Annotated in this window: 25 protein-coding genes and 2 pseudogenes; 12 read left to right on the top strand and 15 right to left on the bottom strand. The window is 70.6% G+C overall.

The window, feature by feature from the left end; genetic code table 11:
- Positions 1-7: 7 nt before the first annotated feature.
- From ACLU3S_RS03230 to ACLU3S_RS03215, 4 genes and pseudogenes are all read right to left on the bottom strand, one after another.
- Positions 8-385, bottom strand: coding sequence for a hypothetical protein (locus ACLU3S_RS03230; RefSeq protein WP_413950150.1), 378 nt, complete (start codon positions 383-385; stop codon positions 8-10).
- Positions 386-475: 90 nt separating this feature from the next.
- Positions 476-1,597, bottom strand: coding sequence for a cytochrome P450 (locus ACLU3S_RS03225; RefSeq protein WP_413950178.1), 1,122 nt, complete (start codon positions 1,595-1,597; stop codon positions 476-478).
- 135 nt (positions 1,598-1,732) lie between these two features.
- A pseudogene (locus ACLU3S_RS03220) lies at positions 1,733-3,100 on the bottom strand (NAD(P)/FAD-dependent oxidoreductase); the annotation flags it as partial.
- Positions 3,097-3,324: a ferredoxin gene (locus ACLU3S_RS03215; RefSeq protein WP_413950149.1), complete on the bottom strand. Its 228-nt coding sequence runs from the start codon at positions 3,322-3,324 to the stop codon at positions 3,097-3,099. The gene ACLU3S_RS03215 and the pseudogene ACLU3S_RS03220, both read right to left, overlap by 4 nt.
- A 355-nt stretch (positions 3,325-3,679) precedes the next feature.
- On the opposite strand from ACLU3S_RS03215, the gene ACLU3S_RS03210 reads away from it, so the two are divergent.
- Positions 3,680-4,306, top strand: coding sequence for a GyrI-like domain-containing protein (locus ACLU3S_RS03210; protein ID WP_413950148.1), 627 nt, complete (start codon positions 3,680-3,682; stop codon positions 4,304-4,306).
- 98 nt (positions 4,307-4,404) lie between these two features.
- On the opposite strand, the gene ACLU3S_RS03205 is transcribed toward ACLU3S_RS03210, so the two are convergent.
- Both ACLU3S_RS03205 and ACLU3S_RS03200 read right to left on the bottom strand, forming a co-directional pair.
- Positions 4,405-4,725, bottom strand: a complete 321-nt coding sequence (locus tag ACLU3S_RS03205; protein WP_413950177.1) for a hypothetical protein — start codon at positions 4,723-4,725, stop codon at positions 4,405-4,407.
- A 103-nt stretch (positions 4,726-4,828) separates the two neighbouring features.
- Positions 4,829-5,266, bottom strand: coding sequence for a glutaredoxin domain-containing protein (locus tag ACLU3S_RS03200; protein WP_413950176.1), 438 nt, complete (start codon positions 5,264-5,266; stop codon positions 4,829-4,831).
- A gap of 179 nt (positions 5,267-5,445) precedes the next feature.
- Here ACLU3S_RS03200 and ACLU3S_RS03195 point away from each other — a divergent pair, with 179 nt between their 5' ends.
- Positions 5,446-5,982, top strand: a complete 537-nt coding sequence (locus tag ACLU3S_RS03195; protein ID WP_413950147.1) for an NUDIX domain-containing protein — start codon at positions 5,446-5,448, stop codon at positions 5,980-5,982.
- 154 nt (positions 5,983-6,136) lie between these two features.
- On the opposite strand, the gene ACLU3S_RS03190 is transcribed toward ACLU3S_RS03195, so the two are convergent.
- From ACLU3S_RS03190 to ACLU3S_RS03165, 6 genes are all read right to left on the bottom strand, one after another.
- Positions 6,137-7,522, bottom strand: coding sequence for a sensor histidine kinase (locus tag ACLU3S_RS03190; RefSeq protein ID WP_413950146.1), 1,386 nt, complete (start codon positions 7,520-7,522; stop codon positions 6,137-6,139).
- On the bottom strand, positions 7,519-8,181 hold the full coding sequence (locus ACLU3S_RS03185) for a response regulator transcription factor (RefSeq protein ID WP_413950145.1): 663 nt from the start codon (positions 8,179-8,181) through the stop codon (positions 7,519-7,521). Before ACLU3S_RS03185 ends, ACLU3S_RS03190 begins: the two co-directional genes overlap by 4 nt.
- Positions 8,182-8,845: 664 nt before the next feature.
- A complete protein-coding gene (locus ACLU3S_RS03180; protein ID WP_413950144.1) occupies positions 8,846-9,601 on the bottom strand; it encodes a DivIVA domain-containing protein in 756 nt (251 codons plus the stop codon).
- Entirely contained in the window at positions 9,598-10,755 is a 1,158-nt protein-coding gene (locus ACLU3S_RS03175; RefSeq protein ID WP_413950143.1) for a globin domain-containing protein, read from the bottom strand. The genes ACLU3S_RS03180 and ACLU3S_RS03175 overlap by 4 nt, the downstream gene beginning before the upstream one ends.
- 22 nt (positions 10,756-10,777) lie before the next feature.
- Complete coding sequence (locus ACLU3S_RS03170; RefSeq protein WP_413950142.1) at positions 10,778-11,221, bottom strand: group I truncated hemoglobin; 444 nt, start codon at positions 11,219-11,221, stop codon at positions 10,778-10,780.
- A gap of 754 nt (positions 11,222-11,975) precedes the next feature.
- Positions 11,976-12,761 (bottom strand): DMT family transporter, encoded by a 786-nt coding sequence (locus ACLU3S_RS03165; RefSeq protein WP_413950141.1) that lies wholly within the window; start codon positions 12,759-12,761, stop codon positions 11,976-11,978.
- On the opposite strand from ACLU3S_RS03165, the pseudogene ACLU3S_RS03160 reads away from it, so the two are divergent.
- A pseudogene (locus ACLU3S_RS03160) lies at positions 12,748-13,257 on the top strand (LysR family transcriptional regulator substrate-binding protein); the annotation flags it as partial. The gene ACLU3S_RS03165 and the pseudogene ACLU3S_RS03160 sit on opposite strands and share 14 nt — an antisense overlap.
- Positions 13,258-13,366: 109 nt before the next feature.
- Here the strand turns inward: ACLU3S_RS03160 and ACLU3S_RS03155 are convergent.
- A complete protein-coding gene (locus tag ACLU3S_RS03155; protein WP_413950140.1) occupies positions 13,367-14,887 on the bottom strand; it encodes an alpha/beta fold hydrolase in 1,521 nt (506 codons plus the stop codon).
- A 123-nt stretch (positions 14,888-15,010) separates the two neighbouring features.
- On the opposite strand from ACLU3S_RS03155, the gene ACLU3S_RS03150 reads away from it, so the two are divergent.
- Positions 15,011-15,967 carry a MerR family transcriptional regulator gene (locus tag ACLU3S_RS03150; RefSeq protein ID WP_413950175.1) on the top strand — a complete coding sequence of 319 codons (957 nt, stop codon included), beginning with the start codon at positions 15,011-15,013 and terminating at the stop codon, positions 15,965-15,967.
- Between the two features lie 146 nt (positions 15,968-16,113).
- Here ACLU3S_RS03150 and ACLU3S_RS03145 read toward each other — a convergent pair whose 3' ends face one another.
- Complete coding sequence (locus ACLU3S_RS03145) at positions 16,114-17,013, bottom strand: LysR family transcriptional regulator (RefSeq protein ID WP_413950139.1); 900 nt, start codon at positions 17,011-17,013, stop codon at positions 16,114-16,116.
- 72 nt (positions 17,014-17,085) lie between these two features.
- On the opposite strand from ACLU3S_RS03145, the gene ACLU3S_RS03140 reads away from it, so the two are divergent.
- The 3 genes from ACLU3S_RS03140 to ACLU3S_RS03130 all read left to right on the top strand — a co-directional run bounded on the left by ACLU3S_RS03140 (position 17,086) and on the right by ACLU3S_RS03130 (position 19,533).
- Positions 17,086-18,456 (top strand): hypothetical protein, encoded by a 1,371-nt coding sequence (locus ACLU3S_RS03140; protein ID WP_413950138.1) that lies wholly within the window; start codon positions 17,086-17,088, stop codon positions 18,454-18,456.
- A 47-nt stretch (positions 18,457-18,503) separates the two neighbouring features.
- Entirely contained in the window at positions 18,504-18,905 is a 402-nt protein-coding gene (locus tag ACLU3S_RS03135) for a VOC family protein (protein WP_413950174.1), read from the top strand.
- A gap of 139 nt (positions 18,906-19,044) precedes the next feature.
- Positions 19,045-19,533: a cupin domain-containing protein gene (locus tag ACLU3S_RS03130; RefSeq protein ID WP_413950173.1), complete on the top strand. Its 489-nt coding sequence runs from the start codon at positions 19,045-19,047 to the stop codon at positions 19,531-19,533.
- Positions 19,534-20,027: 494 nt separating this feature from the next.
- Here the strand turns inward: ACLU3S_RS03130 and ACLU3S_RS03125 are convergent, their stop codons facing one another.
- Positions 20,028-20,156, bottom strand: coding sequence for a hypothetical protein (locus ACLU3S_RS03125; protein ID WP_413950137.1), 129 nt, complete (start codon positions 20,154-20,156; stop codon positions 20,028-20,030).
- A gap of 9 nt (positions 20,157-20,165) precedes the next feature.
- Here ACLU3S_RS03125 and ACLU3S_RS03120 point away from each other — a divergent pair, with 9 nt between their 5' ends.
- From ACLU3S_RS03120 to ACLU3S_RS03100, 5 genes are all read left to right on the top strand, one after another.
- On the top strand, positions 20,166-21,311 hold the full coding sequence (locus tag ACLU3S_RS03120; RefSeq protein ID WP_413950136.1) for a DUF3103 family protein: 1,146 nt from the start codon (positions 20,166-20,168) through the stop codon (positions 21,309-21,311).
- 532 nt (positions 21,312-21,843) lie between these two features.
- Positions 21,844-22,164 (top strand): alpha-amylase, encoded by a 321-nt coding sequence (locus ACLU3S_RS03115; protein ID WP_413950135.1) that lies wholly within the window; start codon positions 21,844-21,846, stop codon positions 22,162-22,164.
- Positions 22,165-22,441: 277 nt separating this feature from the next.
- Positions 22,442-23,737, top strand: a complete 1,296-nt coding sequence (locus tag ACLU3S_RS03110; protein WP_413950134.1) for an ABC transporter substrate-binding protein — start codon at positions 22,442-22,444, stop codon at positions 23,735-23,737.
- The gene (locus ACLU3S_RS03105) at positions 23,734-24,702 is read left to right on the top strand and encodes a carbohydrate ABC transporter permease (protein ID WP_413950133.1); all 969 of its coding nucleotides are present in this window, start codon (positions 23,734-23,736) and stop codon (positions 24,700-24,702) included. The genes ACLU3S_RS03110 and ACLU3S_RS03105 overlap by 4 nt, the downstream gene beginning before the upstream one ends.
- Positions 24,699-25,523 (top strand): carbohydrate ABC transporter permease, encoded by an 825-nt coding sequence (locus ACLU3S_RS03100; RefSeq protein WP_413950132.1) that lies wholly within the window; start codon positions 24,699-24,701, stop codon positions 25,521-25,523. Before ACLU3S_RS03105 ends, ACLU3S_RS03100 begins: the two co-directional genes overlap by 4 nt.
- Positions 25,524-25,525: the final 2 nt, after the last annotated feature.

The following is a 25,525-nucleotide window of genomic DNA, read 5'->3' as shown; positions in this document are numbered from 1 at the left end:
TGTCGAGTCACTCGATCCAACGGGCAGCGGCCTCGTAGGTGGTGGCCGGGCTGCTGCTGAACGCGATCGCCGCATCGGGCGCGTGCCGCCGGATCAGGTTGACCACCTGCTCGAGGAGTTCGACCTGATCGTCGGAGTGCCGCAGGCCACCACCGATCGTGACGCACTCCCACGGATGGGCTCGCGGCGCGGCCCCGACGACCGCTTCAACGTCGTCACGTCCGTCGATGCCGATGAGGCAGGTCGCGACGCCCACGCCGTGTTCGGCGAACGTGGTCAGTCCCGCCTCGATCGCCCGGGCCACGGGCTCGGGATCCCACGGCCCGGGCACCCGGTACGGATCAAGCCCGATGGCGAGGACGCGGGGTGATGCAGTGCTGTCCATGGCCGGACGATACGCGCCCAGCGACCGGCATTTCGTCCTCTGCGCCGACGGACTCCTCGACAGCCACGACCACTGCCCTCGGCTGCCGCGTCAACCGCGTCCCTGCTCGATGTCCAGATGGATCGGGCCCCGAAGAACGGGGCTGCGCCGGTACGGCGGCGGGTCGGCGACCAGCCCGGGGCTGTCGAGCCGGCGTACCAGTTCGGTGAGCGCGATCTGGGTTTCCCGCCGGGCGAGCGGTGCGCCGAAGCACAGATGGATGCCGCTGCCGAACCCCAGGTGCTGGTTGTCGCACCGATCCGGGTCGAAGCGGTCGGGATCGCGGAAGCGCTGCGGATCGCGGCTGCCCGAGGCCAACATGAGCATGATCTGCGAACCCTTGGGGACGACGGTGCCACCGACGGTGATATCGCTGTACGCTACCCGCCAGGGAATGATGTGCACGGGGGGCTCGTAGCGCAGCAGTTCCTCGACCAGGGGCACGACGAGGTCCGGGTCCTCGCGCAGTCGCTGCAGCACCTGCGGGTGGCGCAGGAGCGTCAGCATGCCATTGGTGATGAGGTTGACGGTGGTCTCATGGCCGGCGATGAGCAGCAGTTTGGCGGTGGCGACGACGTCGGCGTCGGTCATCCGGCCGTCGGGACCGTCGTCGTTGGCCAGTCGGCCCAGCAGACCGTCGCCCGGCCGGCCGTGCCGCTGCGCCACCAGCTCACCGAGGCGCTGACGCAGGTCCTTGCGGGCCTGTACGCCCTTGTCCAGTTTCTCCTTCGGATCGCTCCTGGGGTCGTAGTCGATCGAGTTCATGATGTCGTTCACCCAGCGATGGAATCTCGGCTCGTCCTCGCGGGGCACGCCGAGCAGGCGACACATCACGGTCACGGGGAACGGCAGGGCGACATCGTCGACGACATCGATCCGCTCCTTGTCCGCGACACCGTCGATCAGGCCGCCGACGGTGGTGATCAGGTCGCTTTCCATGCCGGTCACCAGCCCCGGGGTGTGCGGGGGGCCGAAGTGCCGCATCGCCAGACGCCGCAGGCGATCGTGCTCGGGCGGGTCCATCTTGATGAACGCCGGCGTGACCCCTTCCTCGGCCGCGGGCATGGGACGCGACAGATGGCGCACATCGGCACTCAGATGCGGGTCGTTCAGTACGGCGGTGATCTCGCGATAGGTACTGATGACATAGCTGCCGTCTTCCTGCCGAGCCACCGGCGTCTCGCGCAACCGCGCATACAGGGGGTACGGGTCGGCCCGGGCGGAGTAGTCGAAGATCCGTTGCAGCGTGCTGCGCGTACCGGTCGTGGTGGTCCGGTCCTCCCCTCGGCGATGCGGGTGGCCGACCGTGACACGACGTCCACGCGAGTCATGGCTCGTGACGATCACGGTGGCGCCCTGAGCGAGCAGGGTGCGGCTGGGGAAGCCGGCGGACACCGGCGTCATACAGGCCTGCTGGTCCGGTGTGGGGCAGCGGGGCGGGAAGGGCGCGGACGTCTCGATCAACCGGCGGTAGTGGTCCAGCCATGTGCCGTTGTTGAAGCTCACGGCAGCCGTGAGGCGGCCCCGGCAGCCGTATGCCGCGACGAATCGGTGGTCGGCCGTCGATCCCTGGGTGACGACCACCTCGTCGGCGAAGGCGGGCACGCCGACGGACTTGATGTTGACGCCGAACTGGATCGACCAGAACAGCGGGACGGACCGGTGGGGTCGCTGGTTCTCCCGGGCGCTGACCATGTTGTGCGCCGCGACCTCTGCCTGCTCCACGGCGTTGGTCCAGTGCTCCATCGACATGAGCCGGTACTCGTAGGCGGGGTTCGCACAACGCGCCACGTCTCCCGCGGCGAAGACGTCGTCGGTGACGCGGCCATCGACGTCGAGGGCGCGGCAGCAGGGGTCGCAGGTGATCCCCCGGACGTCCGCCGCCAGTTCCGATCCCCTCAGCCACTCGGTGTTGCGGATGCTCCCGAGCGCCACCACCGCCACATCGGCGCCGACCGTACTGCCGTCGTCGAAGTGAGCACGGCGAAACCGTCCCCGCGCGTCGCCCTCAAGACGGGTGACCCTGACACCGCAGCGCAGGTCGACGCCGTGAGCGCGCTGCATCACCGCCGCAACCTCACCGAGCGCGGCGCCCAGCGCCCCGACCAGCGGGGCCGGTGCCAGCTCGGCGACGGTCACGGGGATGTCCCGCTCGCGGCAGACGGAGGCGATCTCCGAGCCGGTGAATCCCGCGCCGATGACCAGAACGCGGGAAGGCCCGGCGGCGAGGGCTCGCTGCAGGCTCTCGGCATGCTCGCGGGTACGTACGACGAACACCCCGTCCAGGGCCGCCTCGCTCGCGACGAACCACGGCCGGGCCCGTACCCCGGTGGTGATCAGCACCCGGTCGAAGGGAACCTCGCGTCCGTCGGCGAGTCGTACGTGGTGCGTCGCGCGGTCCAGCCGGGCGGCGGGAACGCCCAGCAGCCATTCCGCATCGATGTCACGGCGGCGGGGCAAAGCGGTGCTCCCGGCCGGCACCCACCCAGTCAGCACCTGCTTGGACAGCGGAGGCCGGTCGTAGGGTTCGCCCAACTCGTCGCCGATCATGGTCAGCGATCCCGTGAAGCCCTCGTCACGCAGCGCCTCCGCGGCCCGCAGCCCCGCCAGCGACGCCCCTACGACGACGATGCGGCCATCGTCCTTGAGCGCCTGCAGACGGTCCGCACGGGTCATGACGGCGACGCCCCCTCCGGTGCGTGCCGAGCCTCCAGCCGGTCGACCAGGATCGCCTGGACCGGGCAGGCCGCCGCGGCGCGCAGCACCTGGTCGCGCTGGGCGTCGTCGGGATTCGGGTCGTACATGAGTGCTTCCTCACCGTGCATCCGGAACGCCTCCGGAGCCAGGAAGGCGCACTGGGCATACCCTTCGCACCGGGAAAGATCAACGACGATTCTCACCCCGACCTCCACAGTGAGCCGGAACTGCAGACCCTCCAGCAGACGCCACTGCGGCGCACGACGAGCGGGCACTCAGCCGCTGCCCGGCCCACGCCCGGGCACCGCGATGGGGGCGCGCCCGGACCGAGCACGCTCCCATCCAAGATCACCGTTGCACGGGGACCAGCCGGCCAGGGACGTATCCCCGGTGCCCCTGCATCTTTATTACGTAGGTGCCGCTCTTTTGGATTGCCGTTCCGGCGAAAACCATGCGGCACCCGTGGCCTGCTGGAACCAGGCCATGTCCAGGGTGAGGGGTGTTCACCGCACAGCCATGTTGATGGTAATGACCTTTACTGACAGTAAAGTTCCCGGCATGACTTCCACGTACGACGTCAAGCGCGAGCTCAGGAAGTGCTACTCGCCGAGGAACACCGACTGGGAGCTCGTCGACGTCCCCGAGCTCCGTTTCCTCGCCATTGACGGGCACGGCGACCCGAACACCGCCGTCGCCTACCGCCACGCGGTCGAGGCTCTCTACGCGGTCGCCTACACGGTCAAGTTCGCGAGCAAAGGCGACCTCGGCCAGGACTTCGTCGTGGGCCCACTCGAGGGACTGTGGTGGGCGGACGACATGGACGACTTCCTGGCCCGGCTCAAGGACACCTGGCACTGGAGACTGCTGATCAACGTCCCCGACTGGATCACCGGCGGTGCCATCGAAGACGCCAAGCACACCGCCCTGACCAAGAAGAACCTTCCGGCCATCCGGGACGTCCGGTCGGAGACGCTGCGCGAGGGCCTCAGCGCCCAGGTCCTCCACATCGGTCCTTACGACGACGAGACACCGATCCTGACCCGGCTGCACCGGGATTACCTCCCCGCGAAGAACTTGCGGGAGGCGGGGCTGCACCACGAGGTCTACCTCAGCGACCCACGCCGGACTGACCCCGCCAAGCTCCGGACGATTCTGCGGCAGCCAGTGGAGGCGCGATCGGGGTGAGGGACGTCTCGTAACCCGATGAATGCCGGCCAAGTGGCGCCGTGACCAGGCATTCTGGCGGGCGTGACGGTGTCCGGCCCCGAGTACGTGCCGACGGACTACGAGGCGGCGTGAGCGTCGAGGAGGCGAAGCAGCACCGCGGCCTCCGCGCGAAGCCGGGCGACTCGGTCGGCGTGAGCGGGCGCAGTCAATTGCGCTGCGGCTTCCAGTCGTTCGGTGGCCTCGGCCCGCACGATGGCCACCACCCTGCTTTCAGCCAGCTCATGCCGTGCTGCCTCGGTGGTGCCGACACCGAGCGGTGACTGCTCAAGGGCCAGGCCACGCAGCGCGGCTTCGTCGACGGGCACCGCTTCCGCGTTGTCCAGCGTGGCGAGCGTCGCGCGCAGCGCGCTCACCGCGGCCTTGTCGCGGGCGCGCATCGCTTCCGGCAGGGCTTGACGCATGTGCGCACGGAGGGACATGCCGAGACCCTACGGCCGTGCCTCGGGCCCCACAACGGGATATCGCTACAGCGGAGCTCGATCACGCGGATGAGGAGAGCTGCTCGCGAACCCACTCGGGATCAGGGTTGACGTGCGGCCGGCCCGCAACGAAGACAGTGGGCACGGTCTCATTGCCGTCGTTGGCTTCCCTCACCACAGCCGCTCCAGCCGGGTCGCGCCAGATGTCGACCCAATGCAACTGACGGGCTCTACGGCCCAACCGGATGCGCAGTCGCAGACAGTACGTGCAGCCCGGCCGCCAGAAGACGACCGGCCGGCCATCGGCCGCGCTGCGTCGTTGTGCCTCCAACGCACCGATCGACCTCGGGAAGATGAGGGGCGAATTCAGGCCGGCGAGGAGCACGAACACCACCAGGGTGCCTGCGGCCGCGCCAGTGCTCCCCTGGTGGGTCAGGGAACCAGCGACGACTGAACCGCAGAGCACAAGTGCCAGCGGCAGAATCCATACGCGCGTCATGGTCATGAAGGCTACCGATGACTCGACGCGCTTTGGAATGACGACAGTGACGCTCTTGCCTCCACTTGGCCCGGTTGCCAAGGGAATGGAGAAGACGACGAGCACGAGCGCCTGCTGCCGAACCCGGTGGCCCACGAGGGCGGCAGCCCGATGTCAGAGGTGCCTGCGATCGTCTCCTCATGGATGAGTGGGTTGAGCGGGTCGATGAGCAGGACCAGGCGTCTGCCGTCGTGCTGCGCGGTGAGGCCGTCCGCCTGGGCTTGCTGCACCGGGTCGCCGTAACGGTGTGCCGCGACCGAGACGGGCGGATCCTCGTGCATCGACGGTCCGAGCGACTGTCCCGCTTCCCGGGACATTACGAGGTCGGGGTCGGCGGGGCGGTCACCGCCGGCGAATCCTATGAGGAGGCCGCCATCCGGGAGTTGGCGGAGGAGCTCGGGGTTCGGGCATCCGTCCGCTTTGTGACCAAGTTCCTGAATCGGAGTGGCCTGAGCCCTCACTGGCTCGGTATCCATGAGGCGGTCATCCCGGTCGAGGTCAGCCCCGATCACAACGAGGTCGTGTGGCACGCCTGGCTGGCAGAGAGCGAACTGTTGCGCTTCATGGACCAGCAGTTGTTCACCCCGGACAGCGGTCGAGTCGTCGACCGGTATTTCACTGGTGTCCGGCCGGGACCGCCGACGACGGGACCGGCGCCGAGACGTCCGCTGTCCTGAGCGAGCCTCCACCTCGCAGTCGAAGCGGTGTGGGCTTGCGACAGGGGCGCCATGTGCCCAGCGCGGCCCGGGTGTTGAGCCCTGACCCGGAGAGCGACGGCCTAGCGCCGCTGTCCAGCTCGAACCCCGACCACCGCAAAGCGCTGGGACCCGGTCACCCGGAAGGCAGGCTGACCGTGAACTTTGCTCCGGGCGCATGCCCGGGGTCGTACGACACCTCGCCCCCGACGGCGCGGGCCAGGCGTCGTGCCAGCGGCAGCCCCAGGCCCGCGCCGTCGTGGCCGTCGTCGGCGTCTGCGCGTCTGCCTGGCTGGAACAGCTCGTCGACGAACGTCGGCGGTACGCCGGGGCCGTCGTCGACGACGTCGATCCGCACCGTGCCGGGGGCGCAGCGCACGGACACGGTCACCCGGGACCGGGCGTAGCGGGCGGCGTTGGCGAGCAGGGGGCTGAGGATGCGTTCGAGGAGTGCGGGCGCGACTGCTGCCTCGACCGTCGGGATTTCCCGGTCCACCACGGTCTTGACGAGATCCGGTGCGGCGAGGTGCTGGACCAGCCGGTTCAGGACGGGTACGACGTCAGTGGTTCCCAGGGTCGTCGCCGGGTTCAGCGCGTTCTCGCGGGCGTCGTTCAGGAGGGTGTCGCAGATGGTGCGCATGGACTGCGCAGCCTCGGCGATCGTCTCCTGGATGGCGCGGGTCTCGGCGTCCGTGCGGGGACGGGCCCGCCACCAGTCCAGCTCCATGATGATCCGGGTGAGCGGGGTGCGCAGTTCGTGGGACAGCTCTCCTGTCAGCTGCTGCTCATGGCGCAGCACGGTGCGTATGCGGTCCAGGAGCTGGTCCAGCGAGGCTCCGAGCCGGGCGAGCTCGGCCGGGTGGTCCGCCGTGCCGAAGCGCTCGTCGGAGCCTACGGCGCTCCAGTGCATCGCCCGGTCGGTCATCGTCCGCACCGGGCGCAGCGCCCGGCCGACGGACAGGCGGGTGAGAAGGTAGGTGCAGCCCAGCATCACGGTGTCGAGGATCAGCGATCCCAGGAGCAGGGTGTCGGCTGAGCTGCGGTAGGGAGCGAGATCCAGTGCGGTCACGACGGTGGCGGCGGCGTGGCGGCCGGGAACGGGGTGCGAGCACAGCCTGACGAGTGGGTGGCCGTGCGGCCGGACGGTCGTACACAGGTGTCTGTGCTGCTCGCCCAGCCGGTCGGCGGCCCGGGTCAGCGGCCCGCCGGCCGTGACGGACGGCGGCTTCTCCAGCAGACGGGTGCCGGCGTAGATCCACACGTTCGAGTCGAGGAGACGGTCGTTGACGGTGTCCAGGACGCGTACCCGGGCGCCGTGGGTGTCGACGGTCGTGGCCACCGCCGCCGCTCGGTTGCGCAGTTCGTCGTCCGCCTGATGTTGCAGGTGCCGGTCCATGACGGCGTTGAACACCACGGTCAGGATCGTCATCAGCAGGGCGGCCGTGGTGAGCGCGATGAGCGAGAGCCGGACGCGCAGCGTGCGCGGGGCGGGGATGCGCAGGCGGCGCAGGGCGCGGTTCATGACAGCCGGTGTCCGATCCCGCGCGCCGTGCCGAGGGTGAGGGTGCTGCCGGCCTCGCGCAGTTTGCGGCGCAGTCGGCTCAGGTACTGGTCGAGGGTGTTGTCGCTGACCTGCGCGCCCTCGGGCCAGCCGGCCCGCACGAGGTCGCGGCGGCGCACGAGGGTCCCGTTGGCGGCGGCGAGTGTGGCCAGCAGCCGGAACTCCGTGGGGGTCAGGGCGACGTGGGCGCCGCCCGTGGTCATGCTGTGGGTCACCGCGTCCAGGGACAGATCCCCGGGCGTGGCCACGGTCGTCGCGGCGGTCCGTCTGAGGACGGCTCTCAGCCTGGCCGCGAGTTCTGCGATGTGGAAGGGCTTGGGAAGGTAGTCGTCGCCACCGGCGGAGAAACCGGCCAGGCGGTCGGTGAGCTGATGCCGGGCGGTGAGGAAGAGCACGGGGGCGAGGAAGCCGTTGGCGCGCATCGCCTGGCACACGTCCCGTCCATCCGCGTCGGGCAGGCCGACGTCCAGGACGGCCGCTGTGATGTCGGCGGTGGCCAGCCGCAGGGCGGTGGCGCCGTCGGCGGCCAGGACCGGTTCGAAGTCCTCGTCGTACAGGGCCCGGCGCAGCACGTCCCGCAGGGCGTGATCGTCCTCTACGACAAGAATTCTGGGGCGCATGGTTCTCCGGCGGCCTTGCGGCCGGGGTTGCGGGTACGGGTGGGCGAGGCGGCGACCTCCGGCGGCGGACAGCCCGCGGGCCTGCGCCGCCGCCGGCGTTCATGACTACAGAGAAGTAGACGGTCTACTCAACTGTAGACGAACGGCCGTCGTGCGGGGTTCCCGCGTCAGGGCCGGCGCGCGTGGGCCGGCCGTGCGCCCCAGCAGCCGGGAGACCGGGGCGGCGTACGCGTGGCGAGCTGGAAGGCGATGTCCTGGTGGGCGCCGTGAGCAGTCGACGGGCCGCTGACCGTACGACGGCTGCTGGAGCGTCGGCCGGGCGACCTGGCCTGCACCCGGTCTCTGTCCGCAGCGCACCGCACCGTGAAGACGCAGCGCAACGCACCGTGAAGACAGAGCGCACGCACAGCAGGTCCGGTGCCGGCATCCATGGATGCCGGCACCGGACCTGTGCTTCGAGAACGGCCGGCAGCGACGCCGACGGGACGGGGCCTCGTTCCGGACGGCCGTCCGGGCCGGCTACGACCCGGAACGGATCTGGTGCGTCACGCCACGGCATGTCGCGCATGGACGGCCGACCGTGGGTCAAGACGCGACCGTGGGTCGAGGCCCGACGGGCGGTCGAGGCCCGGTCGGCGGTCGACGCCCGACCGGCGCCCGCCTGTCACCCTCGGGCGGACCAGTTGCCCGCCCCGCTCGGGCCGCCCGTGCCCGAGGTGCCCGTGTCCCCGGAGGCGCCGGGAATCTGCTCGGGTGCACGACCTGGCAGCCCGTGGGCCGACCCGGTGGCCGGGCGTGCGGGACTGCCTACTCCGGCGAGCTTCTCCACCTCGAACGCCAAGGCCTCGCGGGCGGTCTTGAGTTGCGTCTCGACGGACTGGATGGCATCGAGGAACGCGCGGGCCCAGGCCAGACGACGCTCCAGTTCCTCGAACTCGGCGGTGTAGTGGGTGCCGGAGCGGGCGCGGTACTCCAGTACGGCCCGCTCGGCCTCCGCCTGTGCCTGGCGCTGCGCCTCGCGCAGCACGTTGTGGTACTGCCGACGGGCCTGGTCGGCGACCTGCCGGGCGTACTCGCGGGCCTGGGCGATCAACGAGTCCGCCTGCTGCTGGGCGCGCGAGAGCAGGTTGACGGCTTCGACGGTCGGCTGGCGCGGGGACACCGCCTTGCCGGGGTGACCGGTCTGGCCGTCCGCCCGCTCACCCCGCTCGCGGTAGAAGTTGCGCAGTCGTTCGTTCTCGGCCCACAGCCCGGTCAGGTCCTGGTGGAGAGCCGTCATCTCGTCCGCGACCCGCAACATGAAGCGCCCGACCTCGTCCTCGTCGAGGCCGCGGCGGCCGATCGGGGTACGCGTGAACCGCTTGGTGCGGATCTGCTCGGGCGTCATCCGGTACTGGGTCTGGTGGTAGGGCGTGTTCATGACTCGATGTCCTCCCCCTGAGGCGCGACGCCGTACTGCTCGCCGCCCAGGCCGGTGAACGACTCGAAGCGGATGCGTTCGAGCGGGGTGCCGGTCTGCGCGAGGCGCCGCACCGAGTCGCGCACCATGTGGTCCGAGCCGCACACGTACACCTCGTGGTCGGTGAAGCGGCCGAGGCGCAGCGCCACCTCCACCGCGGTGCCGCTCTCCTGGGACCGCAGGGAGACTTCGGAGACGGCCGGGATGATGTTCAGCCAGCGGTGGTGGGTCTTGGCGAGGGTCTCCAACGCCGGCCAGTCGTACAGGTCGTGGTCCGTGTGTGCGCCGACGACGAGTGTCACCCGGCGTTCCGGCCGTCCGTCCCGCTGCCCGGCGAGCTGCTCGGCCAGGGCCTTCAGCGGCGCGAGCCCGGTGCCGCCCGCCAGCAGCAGCAGCGGCCGGTCGCCGTCCGGGGCCAGCGTCAGCCGGTTGCCGACCGGGGCGCCGAATTTCAGCACGTCCCCGAGCTGGACGCCGTTCACCAGCGCCGAGGAGACGGGGCCGCCCGGCACCATGCGGACGTGCAGTTCGATCGTGCCGTCCGAGCGGGGGGCGTTGGCCGGGCTGTAGTAGCGCCACATCCCGGGACGCAGGTGGCTCTCGACCGCCACGCTCTGGCCGGGCAGGTAGTCGAGGCGGTAGTTGGGCTTCACGGTGATCACAGCCACGTCCAGCGTGCGCCGTTCGAGGCCGATCACCTCCGCGTCCCACCAGGGCGGGCTGCTGTTGGTGGCGTCCTCGGCGGCCTGGCGCATGACCTTGGCCACGAGCTCGTACGCCGCCTGCCAGTCGGCGGCCAGCTGCTCCGTCCACTGCGGGCCGAGGAAGTGCGCCAGCGTCCCCAGCAGTGCGGACCCCACCGCCGGATAGTGGTCGGCCTGGACGCCGAACTTGCGGTGGTCGCGGCCGAGTTGCTCCAGAAAGGGGACCAGCTGATCCACCTGGTCGACGCGGGACACGATGGTGCCCAGCGCCCCGAAAAGCTTGTCCCGCTGCCCTGCCATGCCGATCGGGAACATGTCCCGGGTCTCGGGATGGGTGAAGAACAGCGTCGAGTAGAAGAACAGCGGTACTTGGTCGCCGTAACCGGCCACCACGTTCCAGCTCTCCTGCAAACGGCGAGCGTCAACCACAATGTCAGGCTTTCCGCACCAGTTCGCCGGAGGGCTGCCGGACGATCTGCTCCTTGACCGCTGTGAGCACCCCGGCCACATGCATCAGCACGTCCACTCCGACGCGGTTCTCCCACAGCACGCCGAGCAGGACATGGCGCACCCGCTCGTAGTGGTCCCCGGTGATGTCCAGTCTCTGGTGCGCTTCGGCCAGCTCTCGCCCGGCGTAGTTGTCCGGCCCGCCGAGGACCTTGGTCAGCATCAGCACCATGTGACGCTTGAGCGCGGGCAGATCGGTGCCGTCGAAGTACGGGGACAGCTGCTCGTCCCGCAACGCGTGGAGGTAGAGGTCGTCGACGACCTTCTTGACAGCCTGGGCACCGCCGATCTGCTGGTAGAACGCCGGGGTCTCCGGATCGTCGCCGGGCATCTCCTTCGCGTGCGTCTCGGCAGCGTCATCGAGCGTCATGTCTGTCACTTGCGCCTTTCTCATCTGTGGTCTCAGATGGCGGCACGCAGAGGTGCCTCATGTATCGGGTCTTGCGCGCCCCCGTTCCCCGTTCGGCGGTTCCTGGCCCGGCCGGGATCGCCGGCCGCCGGCCTCACGCACCGCCGCGTCCGCCACCGCCGGCGATGTCGCCCAGGACCTCACCCGGCCTGCACATCACGTGTGTTGCCCCTCGGTGTGCCGGGCGAGTGCGCACACGGCGGCAGGGCCGTGATGCCGGTCGGCCGGAAGCGGACGCCCGTGATCCTGTCGTACGTTGACAGTGAGTCGCAAGCCTGTCACTGGGATCGCCCAGCCGAGCGGTGGCGTGATCCAATCGGTACCGGCGACGCCGCCCTCGCTCGCACAAGTCCCTTGCCAGCAGCTCAGATTGGGGATCGGGTCGGGAGGGGAGCCGGACCACCGACGGCGATCTTGGCGTGATCACCACGGATCGTGTGGCATAGAACACAAGAAGTGAAAAAGGCCGCTCTCGGGTCACCGCGGGCGGTATTGGTTCGCGGTCGGCGGCCGTCGGCGCGCGACCGCCGAGAGGGCCGTTTTCCGGCTGTTCGGTGGGAGCCGGTGTGTCGCGGACCGCGTCGGTGCCCCGGCGCAGCAGGCGCGACGTCGAGCGCCCCGTCGGGTTGAGACCGACCGGCGGCGGCCGCGGGATGCCCCGGCGTGGCGGAAGGTGGTGCACCGGGAGCGCGCCGGGTGGCGCCGAGCGGGGTGATCAGGCGTTGGTGGGCGTCATCGCCGGGCGCGCTGCGTCGTCTTCCGTGGCTCTTGCGGGGCCGGTCCGGGAAGTGCGCTCGATGGCCTGACCCCAGTAGGTCCCGGCGATCATGAGCAGGGCGCCGAGGACGGCCCACGGGGTGAGCCGCTCGCCGCCGAGACCGATCCCGACGGCGACGGCCCAGATCGGTTCGGTGCCCAGGAGCAGGCTGGCCCGGCTGGCGGAGGTGCCCTGCACGGCCCAGGTCTGGGCCACGAAGGCGAATACGCTGCAGAACAGGCCGAGATAGATCAGCTGGGTCCAAGTGGTGCCGCTGCTGTGGGCCAGGTCGGTCAGGTGGGTGGTGGCGGGGACCAGGAACAGCGCCGAGCCGACGGCGGTTTGCGCGGTGGTCAGGCGCAGCGGGTCCAGGGAGCGGTGTGCGGTGAGCCGTCCGACGAGGGCGACGTGCCCGGCGCGCACGACTGCGGCGGCGAGCACCAGCATGTCTCCGAGCCGTGGCGCGTGCAGCCCGGTGCTGGAGGTGAGCAGCCCGACGGCCAGCACGCAGATGCCGGCGGCGAGGAAGAACGTCCACGGCAGCCTGCGGCCGCCGGTGCGGTCCAGCAGCGGCGTCAGCACGATGGTCAGGCTGATGATCAACCCGGCGTTGGCGGCGCTGGTATGCGCCACGCCGTAGGTCTCCAGCACGAGCACGGACGCCTGGGTCACGCCCAGCAGCGACCCGGCACGGACCTCTTCGCGCGTCCAGCGGCGCGTCCGGCGCCGCTTCCCCGCCCTCACCCGGGACTACGATCTCGTGCTCGCTCACCGCCTCGACCACAGTCCGCCCTGGCCGCGCACGGTCATCTGCACCACGTTGCTGCACGAGCCTCTCGACGTCGCCGTGCCGGCCCGCCACCCACTCGCCGCCAAACCGCTCCTTACCCCCCGGGACGTGGCGGATCAGCCTTGGATCACGGTGCACGACGGCTTCCCGTTGATGGCCACCATCGAGGCCATAGCCAGTGTGGCCAACCGCCGGCTCGACATCGTCCACCGCATCAACGAATTCGCGGTGGTCGCCGAGGCCGTGGCCGCGGGCGGCGGCGTCGCGCTGATGCCCCGCTGGACTTCCCGAGCCCATCCCGGCGTGGTCCTCAGGCCCCTGAGCGGAGTGCACGCCCGACGCCACATCGACGTTCTCCACCGACCCGAGCGGACGGCCCGAAAGGCCGTCCGCACGGTCCTCGCCGAGTTGCAGCGCGCTGCGGAAGCGATCCGGCAACGAGACGCCTGAGCCCCGGGAGCCGGCGGCCACGCTGTGCACGGCGAGGCCCACCCGAGGGCCGCCCGCACGAACACCTCGTGCACGTCCAAGGCTGCCTGGGCTGCCCGGCGTTCACGCGTCAGTCGCTCAGGTGGGTCACCACCGACCGCATCGCGTGGCGCAGGGCCGGGCGCACCTCCTCAGGCGCGTCGAGGGTCTCGAAGCCGTGATGGCCATGGGGGACGTCGACCAGCTCCAGGTGCGCCCCGCTGCTCCGGGCCGCGACAACGAACGCCTCCACGGTGGCGGCGATCTCGGGAGTCTCCCGCCCCGCACGGAGCAGGACGATCGGCAGGCGGCCCGCGTGCGCGACGGCCCGGACCGGGTGGAACCGGCTGCCGGTGAGTCCCCAGCCGGGCAGCGGTGCCAGGACCGGGTAGGACGCGGCCAGGCAGCGCAGCCAGGCCGGGGGCTCGGTCAGCCAGTCCGCAGTGAGCAGGCCGCCACCGGAGAAGAACCACAGGGCGACGCGATCGGCGTCCACCCGGGGATCGGCCCGCACCAGGTCCACCGCGGCGGCGACGTCCGCGGCGGCGCGCGTGTAGTCGGCGACGTCGTGCAGCCGATGGTCGAGGGTCGCGCCGACCATGCCCTCGGCGGCCGCCAGCCGGGCGTGCCCCACCAGGGTCGGCCAGTCGCGTGGGGTCGGTCGGGCCCCGGCGGGCACCGGACCGCCGTGCACGAAGACCACGGCCGGTCGCGGGCCCTCGGCGTCGGGGATGTACAGGTCCACATGTCCCTTGCGGTCCCGGGGCGGTTCGGGCACGTCCAGCGGGAACGGGCGCAGATGGGCGGGCGGCCCGTCGGCGCCGGCCGGTCGCAGGCGGCGCCCCTCGCCGGCCGCGGCCCGCAGCAGGACGTCTGCCAGCGCGCCGGGGCAGGACAGCATCGGCCAGTGGCCGGTGGGCAGTTCGAAGAAGGTGACCTGGGGGTCGGTCAGGGCGGCCATCGCGGGGTCGCCGAAGTCGACGAGCCGCTGCACCAGGTCGATGCTTGCGCCGTTGCGGGTGCACAGCACCCCGGTGGTGGGCACCGAGGAAACCGCTCCCGTCAGCCGCAGCGGCTGGAGCAGGGTGCCCAGCGGCTGCGGCACGGCAAGAGCGGCGAGCCGGTCCAGCGCCGCCCCGCAGACGCCGTCCGTACTGCCCCAGCGCTCCCACCCGTCACGGGCGGGCGGCGCCAACGCACCCTTGTCCTCACCCCGTTGGACCTGATCGGCCAGCTGCGCGCGCAGGCCCTGGTCCGGTACGGCGGCCAGGGCCGGGACACCGGGGTGCGGCAGGCCGCAGTCGAGACACACGATGCGGGAGATGCGCTGGGGGCGCCGGTCGGCGGCGGCGAGCACCGGATGGATGCCGTAGTCGTGACCGACGAGCACGATCTCCCGGCCGGCCGCCGCGCCCACCGTGTCGATCACCGCGATCACGTCCGCGATGTGCGTCTCCAGATCGACGTCGGCTGATGCGGCAGGGCGGTCCGGGTCGACGCCGGTGAGCGGGACCGCGTGCACCTCGCTGCCCGTCGCGGCCAGTCGGGCGGCCGTCTCCTGCCACACCTGGGCGCCGGTGAACACGCCCGCCACCAGGATGAATACGGTCATGGCCCCTCCTCGGGTCCGTCGTACGACGTCGCGCCGGTCGCGTACGCCCTGATGCGCGGGCCGTGGCGTACGCCGGACCCGCGCGCGCCGGTACCGTAGGAACTCCCCCCAAGGGAGGTTCAACTGTCGTCCCACGAGGTTCTGTGGAGCATCGGCGAGCTCGCCGAGCGTGCGGGTGCCACCGTGAAAACCGTTCGCTTCTATTCCGACCGGGGCCTGTTGCCCGAGGCCTCCCGCAGCGGCGGCGGGCACCGCCGGTACGGCCCCGAGGCGCTGGAGCGGCTGCGGCTGATCCGCTCGCTGCGCGCCCTGGAGCTGCCGCTGCCCGAGGTGCGCCGGATCCTTGAGGACGAGGCAGGAGCGGGCCGTGTGCTGGAGGACGCCGTCGCGGGCCGGTTGCGCGAGCTGGGCAGTGAGCTGAGGGCGTTGCGCTGGCGGGAGGCGGCGTTGGGGCTGGTGCGGGAGTGCCCGCCCGCGGAGCGGGCGGACCGACTGCGACTGATCGGCGCGGTGAGCGTCCCGCCGAGCACCGCGCCCCTGGCCCGGTTCTGGCGTGCCTGGCTGCCGCCGCGGATGCCTGCCCGTGTGATGTCGGCGTTCCTGGAGGCGGCCGTTCCCCAGCCGCCCGACGAGCCCGCCCCGGCGCAGGTACTGGCCTTCGCCCGGCTGCACGCGATGACGACGGCTCCCTGCCCGGCCGGCCGGCAGCCCCAGCCGGAGGTGCACCGGGTGGCCGGGGTCCGCGGGGCGGCCGTGCTGTACGAGGGCCTCGCCGAGGCGTACGAGCTCGCGGGCCCGCGACTGCGCCGGGCGCACGAGCCGCACTCCGGGGAGGCGCTGGACGCCTATGTGGCGGCCTACGCGAGCGCCTACGGCAGCCCGGACACTCCGGAGTTCCGCCGGCTGCTGGCCGCGCGGCTCGCGGCCGAAGCGCGTCTGGACCGGTACTGGGAACTGACGTCCGTGGTGCGCACGCCGCCGGACGGCCGGCCGGAGCCGACCCCGGGCTCCGCGGACGACTGGCTGCGCGCGGCACTGACCGATCAAGTCGAGAGGATCTTCGGGGCGGACCCGGGCTGACGATGCCGTGCGCGAGGTGCGGCGGGCCTGGCTGGTCCGCCTTGTCAACGTCCGGGAATGTACGGCCCGTTGATCCTGTGGCCCCGCTCTGCACCTGCCTCATCGCTGTCCATGACGGCACCGTTCACCTGCCTGTCCGACGCCGCTCACGAGCCGCCGAACTGATCGCCCACACCCGCTGCGGAAACGCGTCGCAACCCGAGGCGGGCCGGGAGGAGGCGGACCACCGCGGCGAGTTCCTGGGCGGGGGGACGGCGGGACACCATGAAGAGGGTGAGGCGGCCGGGCATGGGCGCGGGGGACAGCCGGTCGTCCTCCTGCGCGTAGGCGCGCCCGAGCCCGCGGGGCAACACGGCCGGGCACTTCATGCGGCGGGCCATGCGTACGGCGGTCTCGGCGGTGGCCGCCGTGCGGGGCCGGGCGCCGAGTTCGCACAGCCGCTCGTGCAGGGCTTCGGTGGACATGTCGTAGGTGTAGGCGACGACGTCGAGGCCGGCGAAGGGATGCCGGCCCTTGCTGACCGATACCCCGGCGGGTGTCAGGGCGGCCAGTCGGTCGCTGCCGACGGGGACCGCACTCACGGTGGCGGGAAGGCGCATCTGGTTCGCGACGGCGACAAAGGCCGCGTCGAGCGATCCTTCGCCGACCGATGCCGTGAGCCGGTCGCCGTGGTCCACGACCTGATGGACGGTGGCGCCGTCCACCAACTCGTCCAAGGCCGGAAACAGCCATGGCGCGAGGCTGCTGAACGTGCCGACGGTGAACGTGCGTGCGTGCGCCGCGGCCCGGGCCCGGTCGAAGATCTCGCCGAGGTGGTTGAGCACGTGCGCCGCTTCGGCGCACAGCGCGCGACCGGCCGGCGTGGGCCGCGCCCCCGTGGTGTCGCGGTCGAAGAGCCGCTCGCCGACGCGGCGTTCGAGTGCGGCCAGGCGATTGCTCACGGCCGGCTGGCTGATGAGCAGTTCGCGTCCGGCCGCACCGAGCGAGCCGTGGCGTGCGACGGCTTCGACCAACCGGAGGTCCTGGACGGAGGGGAATGAGGTCATAAGCCTAGGTTATGAAGGGCCACGCCGATTCTCCGGCTACCGGGGGGCGCCGGTTCAGCTGATGATCGTCCGGTGAACACCGGACGTGACATCGCCGCCATACTGGGATCGACCTTCGTGACCTGGATGGGTCAGCGCACAACAGCGGTTGCTCTGCCGCTGGTTGCGCTGGCCGGCACGGGATCGGCCTGGTCGACGGGGCTGGTCGGGGGAGCGGTCGGACTGCCGATGCTCACGTCGGCGTGGTGGGGGCGACGCTTACGGCAGCACCTGACCACGGGCCGGTCCCTGGCCTGCGTGCTCGTGGTCCAGATCGCCGGGCTGCTCGTGGTGCCCATCGGTGCGGTCCTCGGCAGCGTCAGCGCGCTCCACCTCATCGCCGCCGGCCTCGTCACGGGGTGCTCGACCGCGCTGAGCGGACCGGGACAACGCGCGCTGCTGTCGGACGTCTGCGACGGCCTCGGTCCCGCAACGGCGACGAAGATGCTGGCCTGGCAGGACTTCGCGCACCGGGTCACGATGGTCCTCGCGCCGCCCGCGGCGGGCTGGGCCGTCGGCGTCGGGGGTCCGCTGCCGCTGCTGTGGGCCGAGGCGGTCGGCGTCGCCGTCGCCGCGGCCCTGCTGTTGAGCGTTCGCGGCACCGCGACCGCCGCGGTCGCCGCCCGGCCGGTCAGCGCCCCCGCCCTGCGCCACGTGCTGGCCCGGCACCGGGACATCAGGCGCGCGGTGACCATGTCGGGAGTCGGCGGACTGTCATGGTTCGCCTTCACCCTCGGCCTCGCGATCCTGGGCGTCCGGACCGGACAACCCGGAGTCCTGATCGCGGCCGGCATGACGGGCTACGGTCTGGGTTCGCTCGCCGGAGCGCTCCTCGCGCCCCTCCTCGTGCCGCGGCTGCCGGAACTCGCGACGATCGCGACCGGCTGGGTCGTGCTGGGCCTGATGTTCACCGCCTTGCCGACGGTGACGTCGTCGACGGTGTCCGTCGCGTGTGTGGCGTCGGTGGGCGGCTTCTCCATGCCCCTGGGCCTCGGCGCCCTCAACCGGCTCATCACCGCACACACCAGCGGGGCGCAACGGCGGGCCGCCTTCGCCGCGGAAAGCCTCGTGCACGACGGAGCAGTCTCGATCGGCCTGCTCCTGGGCGGCGCTCTCATCGGTCTCGTCGGGGCCGGTCCGACCCTCATCGGGGCCGGCATCCTGCAGATCGTCACCGCCGTGATCACCGGACCGTGGCCGAACAGGCCAGGAGGCCGGCGCCCGCCGCGCGACGCAACGTCGGACGACCTCATGACGCCCGCCCGGACGGGTACGGCGGAGTCCGCTCCCGGTCCGGGGCCGAACAGAAGCGACACAGCACCTGCGGCAGTTTCGCGGCCGTGTGACAACGCCTGGCGCTCCGGCCACCCCGCCGGCGTCCTCGAAAGGAAGAACAACAAGTGACCCCCACTGCGCAGACCGCGTCACAAGACCGACCGCATCCCCGGCAACTGATCGGCGCGGCCGTACCGGTGCGCATCGCCCGCCCCTCCCGCGACCTCGCCGCCGCCGAGCGGTTCTACGTCGAAGGGCTGGGACTGCGAGTGCTCTGGCGCGCCACCGCCGGCGCTCCGGGCGAACACGACCTGCTCATGGTCGGCCCGCCCGGCGCCGCCTGGCACTTCGAGTTCACCCGCGACCCCCACAGGCCACTGGAACCCACCCCCACCGTGGACGACCTGTTCGTCCTCTACCTGGGCGCCCCCGTCGGCGAGGACCTCGTGGACCGCCTGGTCGCCGTCGGCGGCGCCCGGGTCGCCGCGCACAACCCCTATTGGGACGAGCACGGCGTGACCGTCGAGGACCCCGACGGCTACCGCCTGGTTCTGTGCTCGCGCACCTGGACCAGCTGACCGCGCCGGACCGTCCCGGCGACGGCTCTGAAGGGTCGCCCACCGCCGACAGGCGGGACGCCCCGGTGCCGCCGATTTCCCGATCCACCCTTCCCGATCAACCCGAGCAACCCTTCATCCAAGGAGAACGACCGTGTCTGTGACCACCCCCTCCGCCGTGCTGGTACGCGCCGCCGACGCCCAGACCCTCGCCGACGGCCCCACGAGCCTGATCACCCTGCTGGCCGACGCCGACGCCACCGGAGGCGCACTGACCGCGAACCGCGCCACGCTCCAGGCCGGCTCGCCCGGGACGCCCGCACACCTCCACACCCGCGCCAGCGAACTGCTGTTCGTTCTCGGCGGCGAGCTGCGGGCCCTGGCCGGGGAACAGGTGCACGCCCTTGAGCCAGGGGACTTCCTCCTGCTCCCGCCGCGGTTGCCGCATGCCTTCGCGCCCGCCCCGGGCCGGGATGCCGACGTCCTGGTGGTCTTCTCCCCGGGGCTGGCCCGGTTCGACTACTACCGGCTGCTGGAGCGCGTCGCCAGGGGCGAGGCCACCGTGCAGGACATCCGTGAATCCTCCGAGCGCTACGACAACCACTACGTCGACAGCTCTGTTTGGCGTGAAGCCCTGCAGGAACGCTGACGGACGGTCATCACCCGCGACCGCCGATTCCCGCCGCTGGAGGGCCGGTCGGGCCACGGGGGAGAACCCGTGGCCCGTCCCTGTCCTGCTGAACCGCCGAGCGAGGCCGTCAGGTACACCGCTTGGTGCGGGTCGTGCAGCGGAGCCGGGCTCGTGGTCGCTCCCGGCCGGCGCGGTGGAGGGGTGATCACGACCGGCGGCTCTGCGGTCCCGGGTCGGCCAACGTCCGGCGGTGCAGCGGGAGTTGACGCGCGTTGAATGACCTGCTTCACTCACCAGTGGCTGATCCACTGAGCCAATGCGCTGCTTGATCGGCGGAGGTTGTGGAGGCGGTCCGTGCTTGCCGAAGGGTTGCTCGATCGATGCGGGGCGGCCGCCTGCGCGTGCGCGTGCTCGACGGTGGCGGCCGAGGGCCACGGCGGAGGGGAGCAGGAGAGGTCCCGTCGCGTGGCGAGCGATACATCCGAACGTCCAGTCCAGTTGTCATGAGCGCATCACTCAAGGGTGTCCCTGCCGATCGACCGGCGGGAGGCCAGGTGCACGACCACGTCGCGCAAGACCGTCAGGTCGACCAGCCCTGCGGCGCGGGCCGTGCTCCACGAGGGTGCGTCCGAGACCGACACAGAAGGAGCATGGTGAGCAGAGCACTGAAGAGACGCGGGGCGCTGATCGGCATGATGCTGTGCGTCGTCGCCGGCACCGCCCAGCCGGCGCTGGCCGCGACGGCACCGGACGCGAACGGCCGGGCCACGGCGACTCGGCCGTCCCCGATTCACCAGGCCGAGCAGAGCATGGCGCGGACACTGGCCTCCTCGCTTCGCGATCCGCAGTGGAAGGCGCAGGTGCGCGCGGCCGCGCTCGGCACGGGAGAAGTGGACCTGCAGGAGCTGGCCGCCAGGGCCGACGACCCGGCCGGGCGAGACCTGCACGCCTCGGTCGCCGCCGTGAACCGGCGCATAGTGAACCTGAAGGGGCTGCCCACGGCCACCGGGTCGCTGCTGCGCGTGCGCCTGGGGGCACCTGCCATGCGCGCGCGGCTGACCGCCGACGCCACTCCGTGGGTCGCGGTCGCGGCCTCCGACGACCATGCCGAGTCCCTCACGGCATACGACAGCCGGGGGCGCGCCCACGCCGTGGACACCTCTCGGGTGCCCGATCGTCCCCTCTACATCCTGGACATCGATGTGTCCAAGGCCCACCGGGCCGGCCTCGCGCTTCTGCACAAGGCGCTCACCGACAAGGGCCTCGACTCCTCCGCGGCCAAGTCCCCGAACGCCGCTGCGGCGCAGGGCTGGTGGGCCACCAAGGTCACGTCGGTCGAGGTGAGCGACGACCAGGAGCCCTGGTTCAAGGGCGCGGCCGAGATGTTCTCCCTGGTGACCGGCTTCGGGCTGGACGGCAAGGCCCGCGTCGACTCCGTCGACATGCCGTACCTGCAGTACGACAACACCGTCTACTACCCGAACCAGATCCTGGTCAACTGGTCCAACTACAAGTACAACCTCGCCGATGTCGTCATGATGGAGGACGACGACGGCACCAACTACAAGGCACTGGCCCAGGCGCTCACCACGGCCCTGCTCACGGTCACCGACCAGGGGACCTACATTCCGCTGGTGAATGCGGTCCTGAGCGCGATGCCGGACTCCTGGTTCACCGACGACCCCGACTATGTGGAGTCCTGGTACACGCTGTCGCAGAACTCCTCGGGCCGGCTCAACGGTGCGTCGGGCAACGGCTGGATGACCGTCGAGCCCTACTTCGTCGAGCAGTTCTGACCGTCGTACGGAACAGGGCCTCGCCCGGGGCAGCGCCAGTGCGCCCGGCGGGACGGCGGGCACCCCTGAGGGGATGTGACCAGTGCCCGTCCCCCGCCGGGCGTCGCGCCGGGCGGGTGCCGCCGGCAGGCCGGCTGCCGGGCGGCGAGGCCATGGCGTGACGTCGGGTCGTGCCGTCCCGAGGCCATGGTGCCCGCCGTCATCGCGTCACCACGCGCCCGCATCCGGTTGCAGCGGCCGCCGAGCCTCACCGGCGCCGTGCGGCGGTTGCGCTGGCTCGACATCAGCAATCTCGCCGCCTGCCACCGCAATGGTTCAAGCCTCACCTCGGCGGTCGGTGGGCCGATGGCGCCTCTGCCAGGCAGAGTTGCCCGCCCGCGCTGCAAGGTCCGGCCTGGCGCGAACAGGCGCCGGCTGTTGCGGTCGACTCTCTGCCTCTGACACTTTCGGCTCTTGAACACGTCCTGCGGACTTTCGCGGTGACTGCTCACATTGCTCAAAGTCTGCCAGGCGTACGAGACGGAGTCGATCCATGGCCAAGCGGATGAAGCGCGTCATCATGAGTGCAGGTGCCCTCGCGGTCTCGAGTCTCTCGCTGTCCTTGACGGGGCCGGCCGCTGCTGCGCCCCAGGCTTCGGTGCCGGCGCCTCCATGCGTTGCCATGTACGAGAGTTGGCGGTACGTCAATGCCTCCAATGGCTGCTCTGACACCGTGAGCGTGATGACCGTGTACCAGGACGGCGCGGTCAGCCTGTGCTACACGCTCGCTCCCGGTGCGGTGAGCACGGTCGGCGAGGGGTATCTCGGCCGGCACGGCCACGCCGGCCATCTCGCCCTCTGCGAGCCCTCGTAGCCACGGTGCCGCCGGCCGCCGGTTTCGCGATCCACGCGGACGGCACGGCCCGGCCCGGGATGGCCCCGGGAACCGCGCTCCTGCCGGCGCGGCGGCGGGAGTGATCCGCGCGGACGCGGCCGAAAGAATCCGCACGGAATCCTGCGCTGCCCATTGACGTGCCCGCAGCCCCCACATACCTTCCCGCGTCGAAGCGCTTCGACACCCTGCATCGAAACGATTCGATGAACGCTGCGTGATACCTCGGATACCCATCCGACTCCCATGGAGGCACTGGATGTTGACGGCACGACGACGTGTGGTGGCAACGGCCGCGGTGATCCTGTCCGGGTCCCTGCTGCTCGCCTCCTGCGGTGGCTCGGACAGCGGTTCTTCCGGCGGCAAGACGCTCAAGCTGTGGCACTACGAGGGTCCGGACAGCGCGATGGGAGCCGCGTGGAACGAGGCCATCAAGGAGTTCGAGGCCAAGCACCCCGGCGTGAAGGTGAAGTTCGAGGAGAAGGGCTTTGAACAGATCCAGAAGACCGCGCCCATGGTGCTCAACTCCTCCGACGCGCCCGACATCATGGAGTACAACAAGGGCAACGCGACGGCGGGCCTCCTGTCGAAGCAAGGGCTTCTCACCGATCTGACCGCCGAGGTCGCCAAGCGCGGCTGGGACAAGAAGCTCAGCGCGGGCGTGAAGACCACCAGCCAGTACGACGCGAACGGCGTCATGGGGTCCGGGAAGTGGTACGGAATCCCCAATTACGCCGAATACACGATGGTCTTCTACAACAAGGACCTGTTCAGGAAGTACGGGATCGCCGAGCCGAAGACGCTCGACGACCTGACCGCCGCGATGGACACGTTCGTCGCCAAGGGCGTCACCCCGCTCGCCGACGCCGGCGCCGAGTACATGGCCCAGCAGTACCTGTACCAGCTGGCCCTGTCGAAGGCCGACCGCTCCTGGGTCGACAAGTACGAGCTGTACCAGGGCAAGACCGACTTCCACGACGCGGCCTGGACGTACGGCGCGACCACGTTCGCCGACTGGGTGAAGAAGGGCTACATCAGCAAGACGTCCAGCGGCACCAAGGCCGAGGACGCGGGCGTCGCCTTCATCCAGGGCAAGAACCCGATCCTGTTCAGCGGAAGCTGGTGGTACGGCCGCTTCAAGGCGGAGAACAAGTTCGACTGGGGCACCATGCTCTGGCCCGGCTCCCACCTCACCCTCGGCTCCGGCGGCAACCTCTGGGTGGTGCCCAAGGGCGCCAAGAACAAGGACCTCGCCTACGACTTCATCGACATCACCATGTCGCCGAAGATCCAGAACATGCTGGGCAACAAGGGCGGTGTCCCGGTCGCGGCCGACCCGAACGCCATCACCGATCCGCAGGCCAAGACCCTGATCTCCGACTTCAACACGCTCTCCCGGCGCGACGGCCTGGCCTTCTACCCGGACTGGCCCGTCCCCGGCTTCTACGACACGCTCGTCTCCGAGACGCAGAAGCTGATCACGGGCAGTGAGAAGCCGGACGCCTATCTCAGCGCACTGCAGAAGGCCTACGACCAGGGCGTGCCGAAGAAGTGACCGTCACCGTCGAACCAGGCGTGCGGACCGTCGGCAAACGCCCGCACGCCGGCCCGCGCAGCCGCCGCACCCGGACGTCGTACGGGCTCTTCCTGCTCCCCGGCGTCCTCGCCTTCCTCGCCGTGATCGTCGTCCCGTTCCTCATGAACATCGGCGTGAGCTTCACCCAGTGGAGCGGCATCGGCTCGCCGAAGTGGACCGGCCTGGCCAACTACCACCAGCTGCTGGACGACAGCGAGTTCTGGGCGTCGTTCAGGCACAGCCTGTTCATGGTCGTCGCCATGGCGGTCGTACCGACGGCGATCGGACTCGTCCTCGCCGCCGCCCTGTTCGACTACGTCGGCAAGCACTTCGGCAGCAGGACCGCCGCCGTGCTGCGCGCCTGCTTCTACCTGCCGCAGGTCCTGCCGATCGCCGTCGCGGGCATCGTGTGGAGCTGGATCCTGGCCCCCGACAACGGCGCCCTGAACGCACTGCTGAAGGCGGTCGGTCTCGGCTCCTGGCAGCAGGACTGGCTCGGCGATCCGGACGTCGCCCTGTACAGCGTCATGGGGGTGATGGTGTGGGTGCAGATCGGCTTCCCGCTCGTCATCTTCATGGCCGGACTCCAGCGCGTCGACCCGCAGTTGTACGAGGCGGCCGAACTGGACGGCGCCGGCTGGTGGCGCCGCTTCTGGCACATCACGTTGCAGCAGATCAGGCCGGAGATCTACGTGGTGCTGACCTGGTGCACGGTCGCGGCGCTGAAGGTGTTCGGGGCGGTCTACGTGCTGACGAAGGGCGGTCCGGGCGGTGCCACGGACGTCCCTTCCTACTTCTCCTTCACCACCTTCTTCGAGAAGACCCAGGTGGGGTACGGCGCCGCGATCTCCACCGTCCTCACCGTGATCATCCTGATCCTGGCCATGGTGGGCCTCAAGCTCCAGACCCGCGCCGATGACGCCGAGGAGGGGAATCGCGCATGACCGCCGCGATACGTCGCTACCCGGTGCTGATCGCCCTGTGCATCGGCGCCCTGTTCATGGTGCTGCCGTTCCTGATCGTCGCCGTCAACGCGGTCAAGTCACCGGCCGAGTACTCCCAGCACGGGCCGTTGAGCCTGCCCAAGGGGCTGTACCTCGACGGGCTGAAGGACTTCTGGCAGCGCGTCGACTACGGGCACAAGCTGCTCAACTCCGTGCTGATCAGCGGCTCGGTGTCCGTCCTGGCCGTGGTGCTGTCCGTGCTGAACGCGTACGCGATCGGCATCGGCCGCATCAGGGGCCGCACCTGGGTGCTCGCCTTCTTCGTGCTCGCCAACGTGCTGCCGCAGGAGGCGCTGGTCTACCCGCTGTACTACCTGAGCAAGCAGGCCGGTCTCTACGACACCCGGTTGAGCGTGATCATCGTCTTCACGGTGATCCAGGCCGCCTTCGGCACGTACCTGCTCTCCTCGGTCCTCGGGCAGTTTCCGCGCGAGATCATCGAGGCCGCCCGGATCGACGGGGCGAACGCGTGGCAGGTGCTGTGGCGGATCGTGGTGCCGGTCAGCCGCCCCACCATCGGGGTGCTGCTCGTCCTCTTCTTCATCTGGACGTGGAACGAGTTCCTGCTTCCGCTGGTCATGCTGATCTCCAACGACAACCAGACGGTGTCCGTCGCGCTCGGCGTCCTGCAGGGGCAGCGTCTGATGGACGCCACGATGACCAACGCGGCAGCCCTGCTGGGCGTGCTGCCGGCCCTCGTCTTCTTCCTCGTCTTCCAGCGCACTCTTACCCGCGGCATCGCCGTGGGTGCCGTCAAGTAGGG

The sequence above is a fragment of the Streptomyces sp. AF1A genome, assembly GCF_047340315.1.
Lineage (GTDB): Bacteria > Actinomycetota > Actinomycetes > Streptomycetales > Streptomycetaceae > Streptomyces.
Note: the sequence above shows the minus strand (reverse complement) of the source record. Positions and strands in the feature narration are given on the sequence as shown.

What these genes read in the sequence shown, in the direction of transcription:
- ACLU3S_RS03230 (WP_413950150.1), bottom strand. Translation starts at nt 385, where the DNA reads ATGGACAGCACTGCATCACCCCGCGTCCTCGCCATCGGGCTTGATCCG.
- ACLU3S_RS03210 (WP_413950148.1), top strand. Translation starts at nt 3,680, where the DNA reads ATGACTTCCACGTACGACGTCAAGCGCGAGCTCAGGAAGTGCTACTCG.
- ACLU3S_RS03205 (WP_413950177.1), bottom strand. Translation starts at nt 4,725, where the DNA reads ATGCGCGCCCGCGACAAGGCCGCGGTGAGCGCGCTGCGCGCGACGCTC.
- ACLU3S_RS03200 (WP_413950176.1), bottom strand. Translation starts at nt 5,266, where the DNA reads ATGACGCGCGTATGGATTCTGCCGCTGGCACTTGTGCTCTGCGGTTCA.
- ACLU3S_RS03195 (WP_413950147.1), top strand. Translation starts at nt 5,446, where the DNA reads ATGGATGAGTGGGTTGAGCGGGTCGATGAGCAGGACCAGGCGTCTGCC.
- ACLU3S_RS03190 (WP_413950146.1), bottom strand. Translation starts at nt 7,522, where the DNA reads ATGAACCGCGCCCTGCGCCGCCTGCGCATCCCCGCCCCGCGCACGCTG.
- ACLU3S_RS03185 (WP_413950145.1), bottom strand. Translation starts at nt 8,181, where the DNA reads ATGCGCCCCAGAATTCTTGTCGTAGAGGACGATCACGCCCTGCGGGAC.
- ACLU3S_RS03180 (WP_413950144.1), bottom strand. Translation starts at nt 9,601, where the DNA reads ATGAACACGCCCTACCACCAGACCCAGTACCGGATGACGCCCGAGCAG.
- ACLU3S_RS03170 (WP_413950142.1), bottom strand. Translation starts at nt 11,221, where the DNA reads ATGACGCTCGATGACGCTGCCGAGACGCACGCGAAGGAGATGCCCGGC.
- ACLU3S_RS03155 (WP_413950140.1), bottom strand. Translation starts at nt 14,887, where the DNA reads ATGACCGTATTCATCCTGGTGGCGGGCGTGTTCACCGGCGCCCAGGTG.
- ACLU3S_RS03145 (WP_413950139.1), bottom strand. Translation starts at nt 17,013, where the DNA reads ATGACCTCATTCCCCTCCGTCCAGGACCTCCGGTTGGTCGAAGCCGTC.
- ACLU3S_RS03120 (WP_413950136.1), top strand. Translation starts at nt 20,166, where the DNA reads ATGGTGAGCAGAGCACTGAAGAGACGCGGGGCGCTGATCGGCATGATG.
- ACLU3S_RS03115 (WP_413950135.1), top strand. Translation starts at nt 21,844, where the DNA reads ATGGCCAAGCGGATGAAGCGCGTCATCATGAGTGCAGGTGCCCTCGCG.
- ACLU3S_RS03110 (WP_413950134.1), top strand. Translation starts at nt 22,442, where the DNA reads ATGTTGACGGCACGACGACGTGTGGTGGCAACGGCCGCGGTGATCCTG.
- ACLU3S_RS03100 (WP_413950132.1), top strand. Translation starts at nt 24,699, where the DNA reads ATGACCGCCGCGATACGTCGCTACCCGGTGCTGATCGCCCTGTGCATC.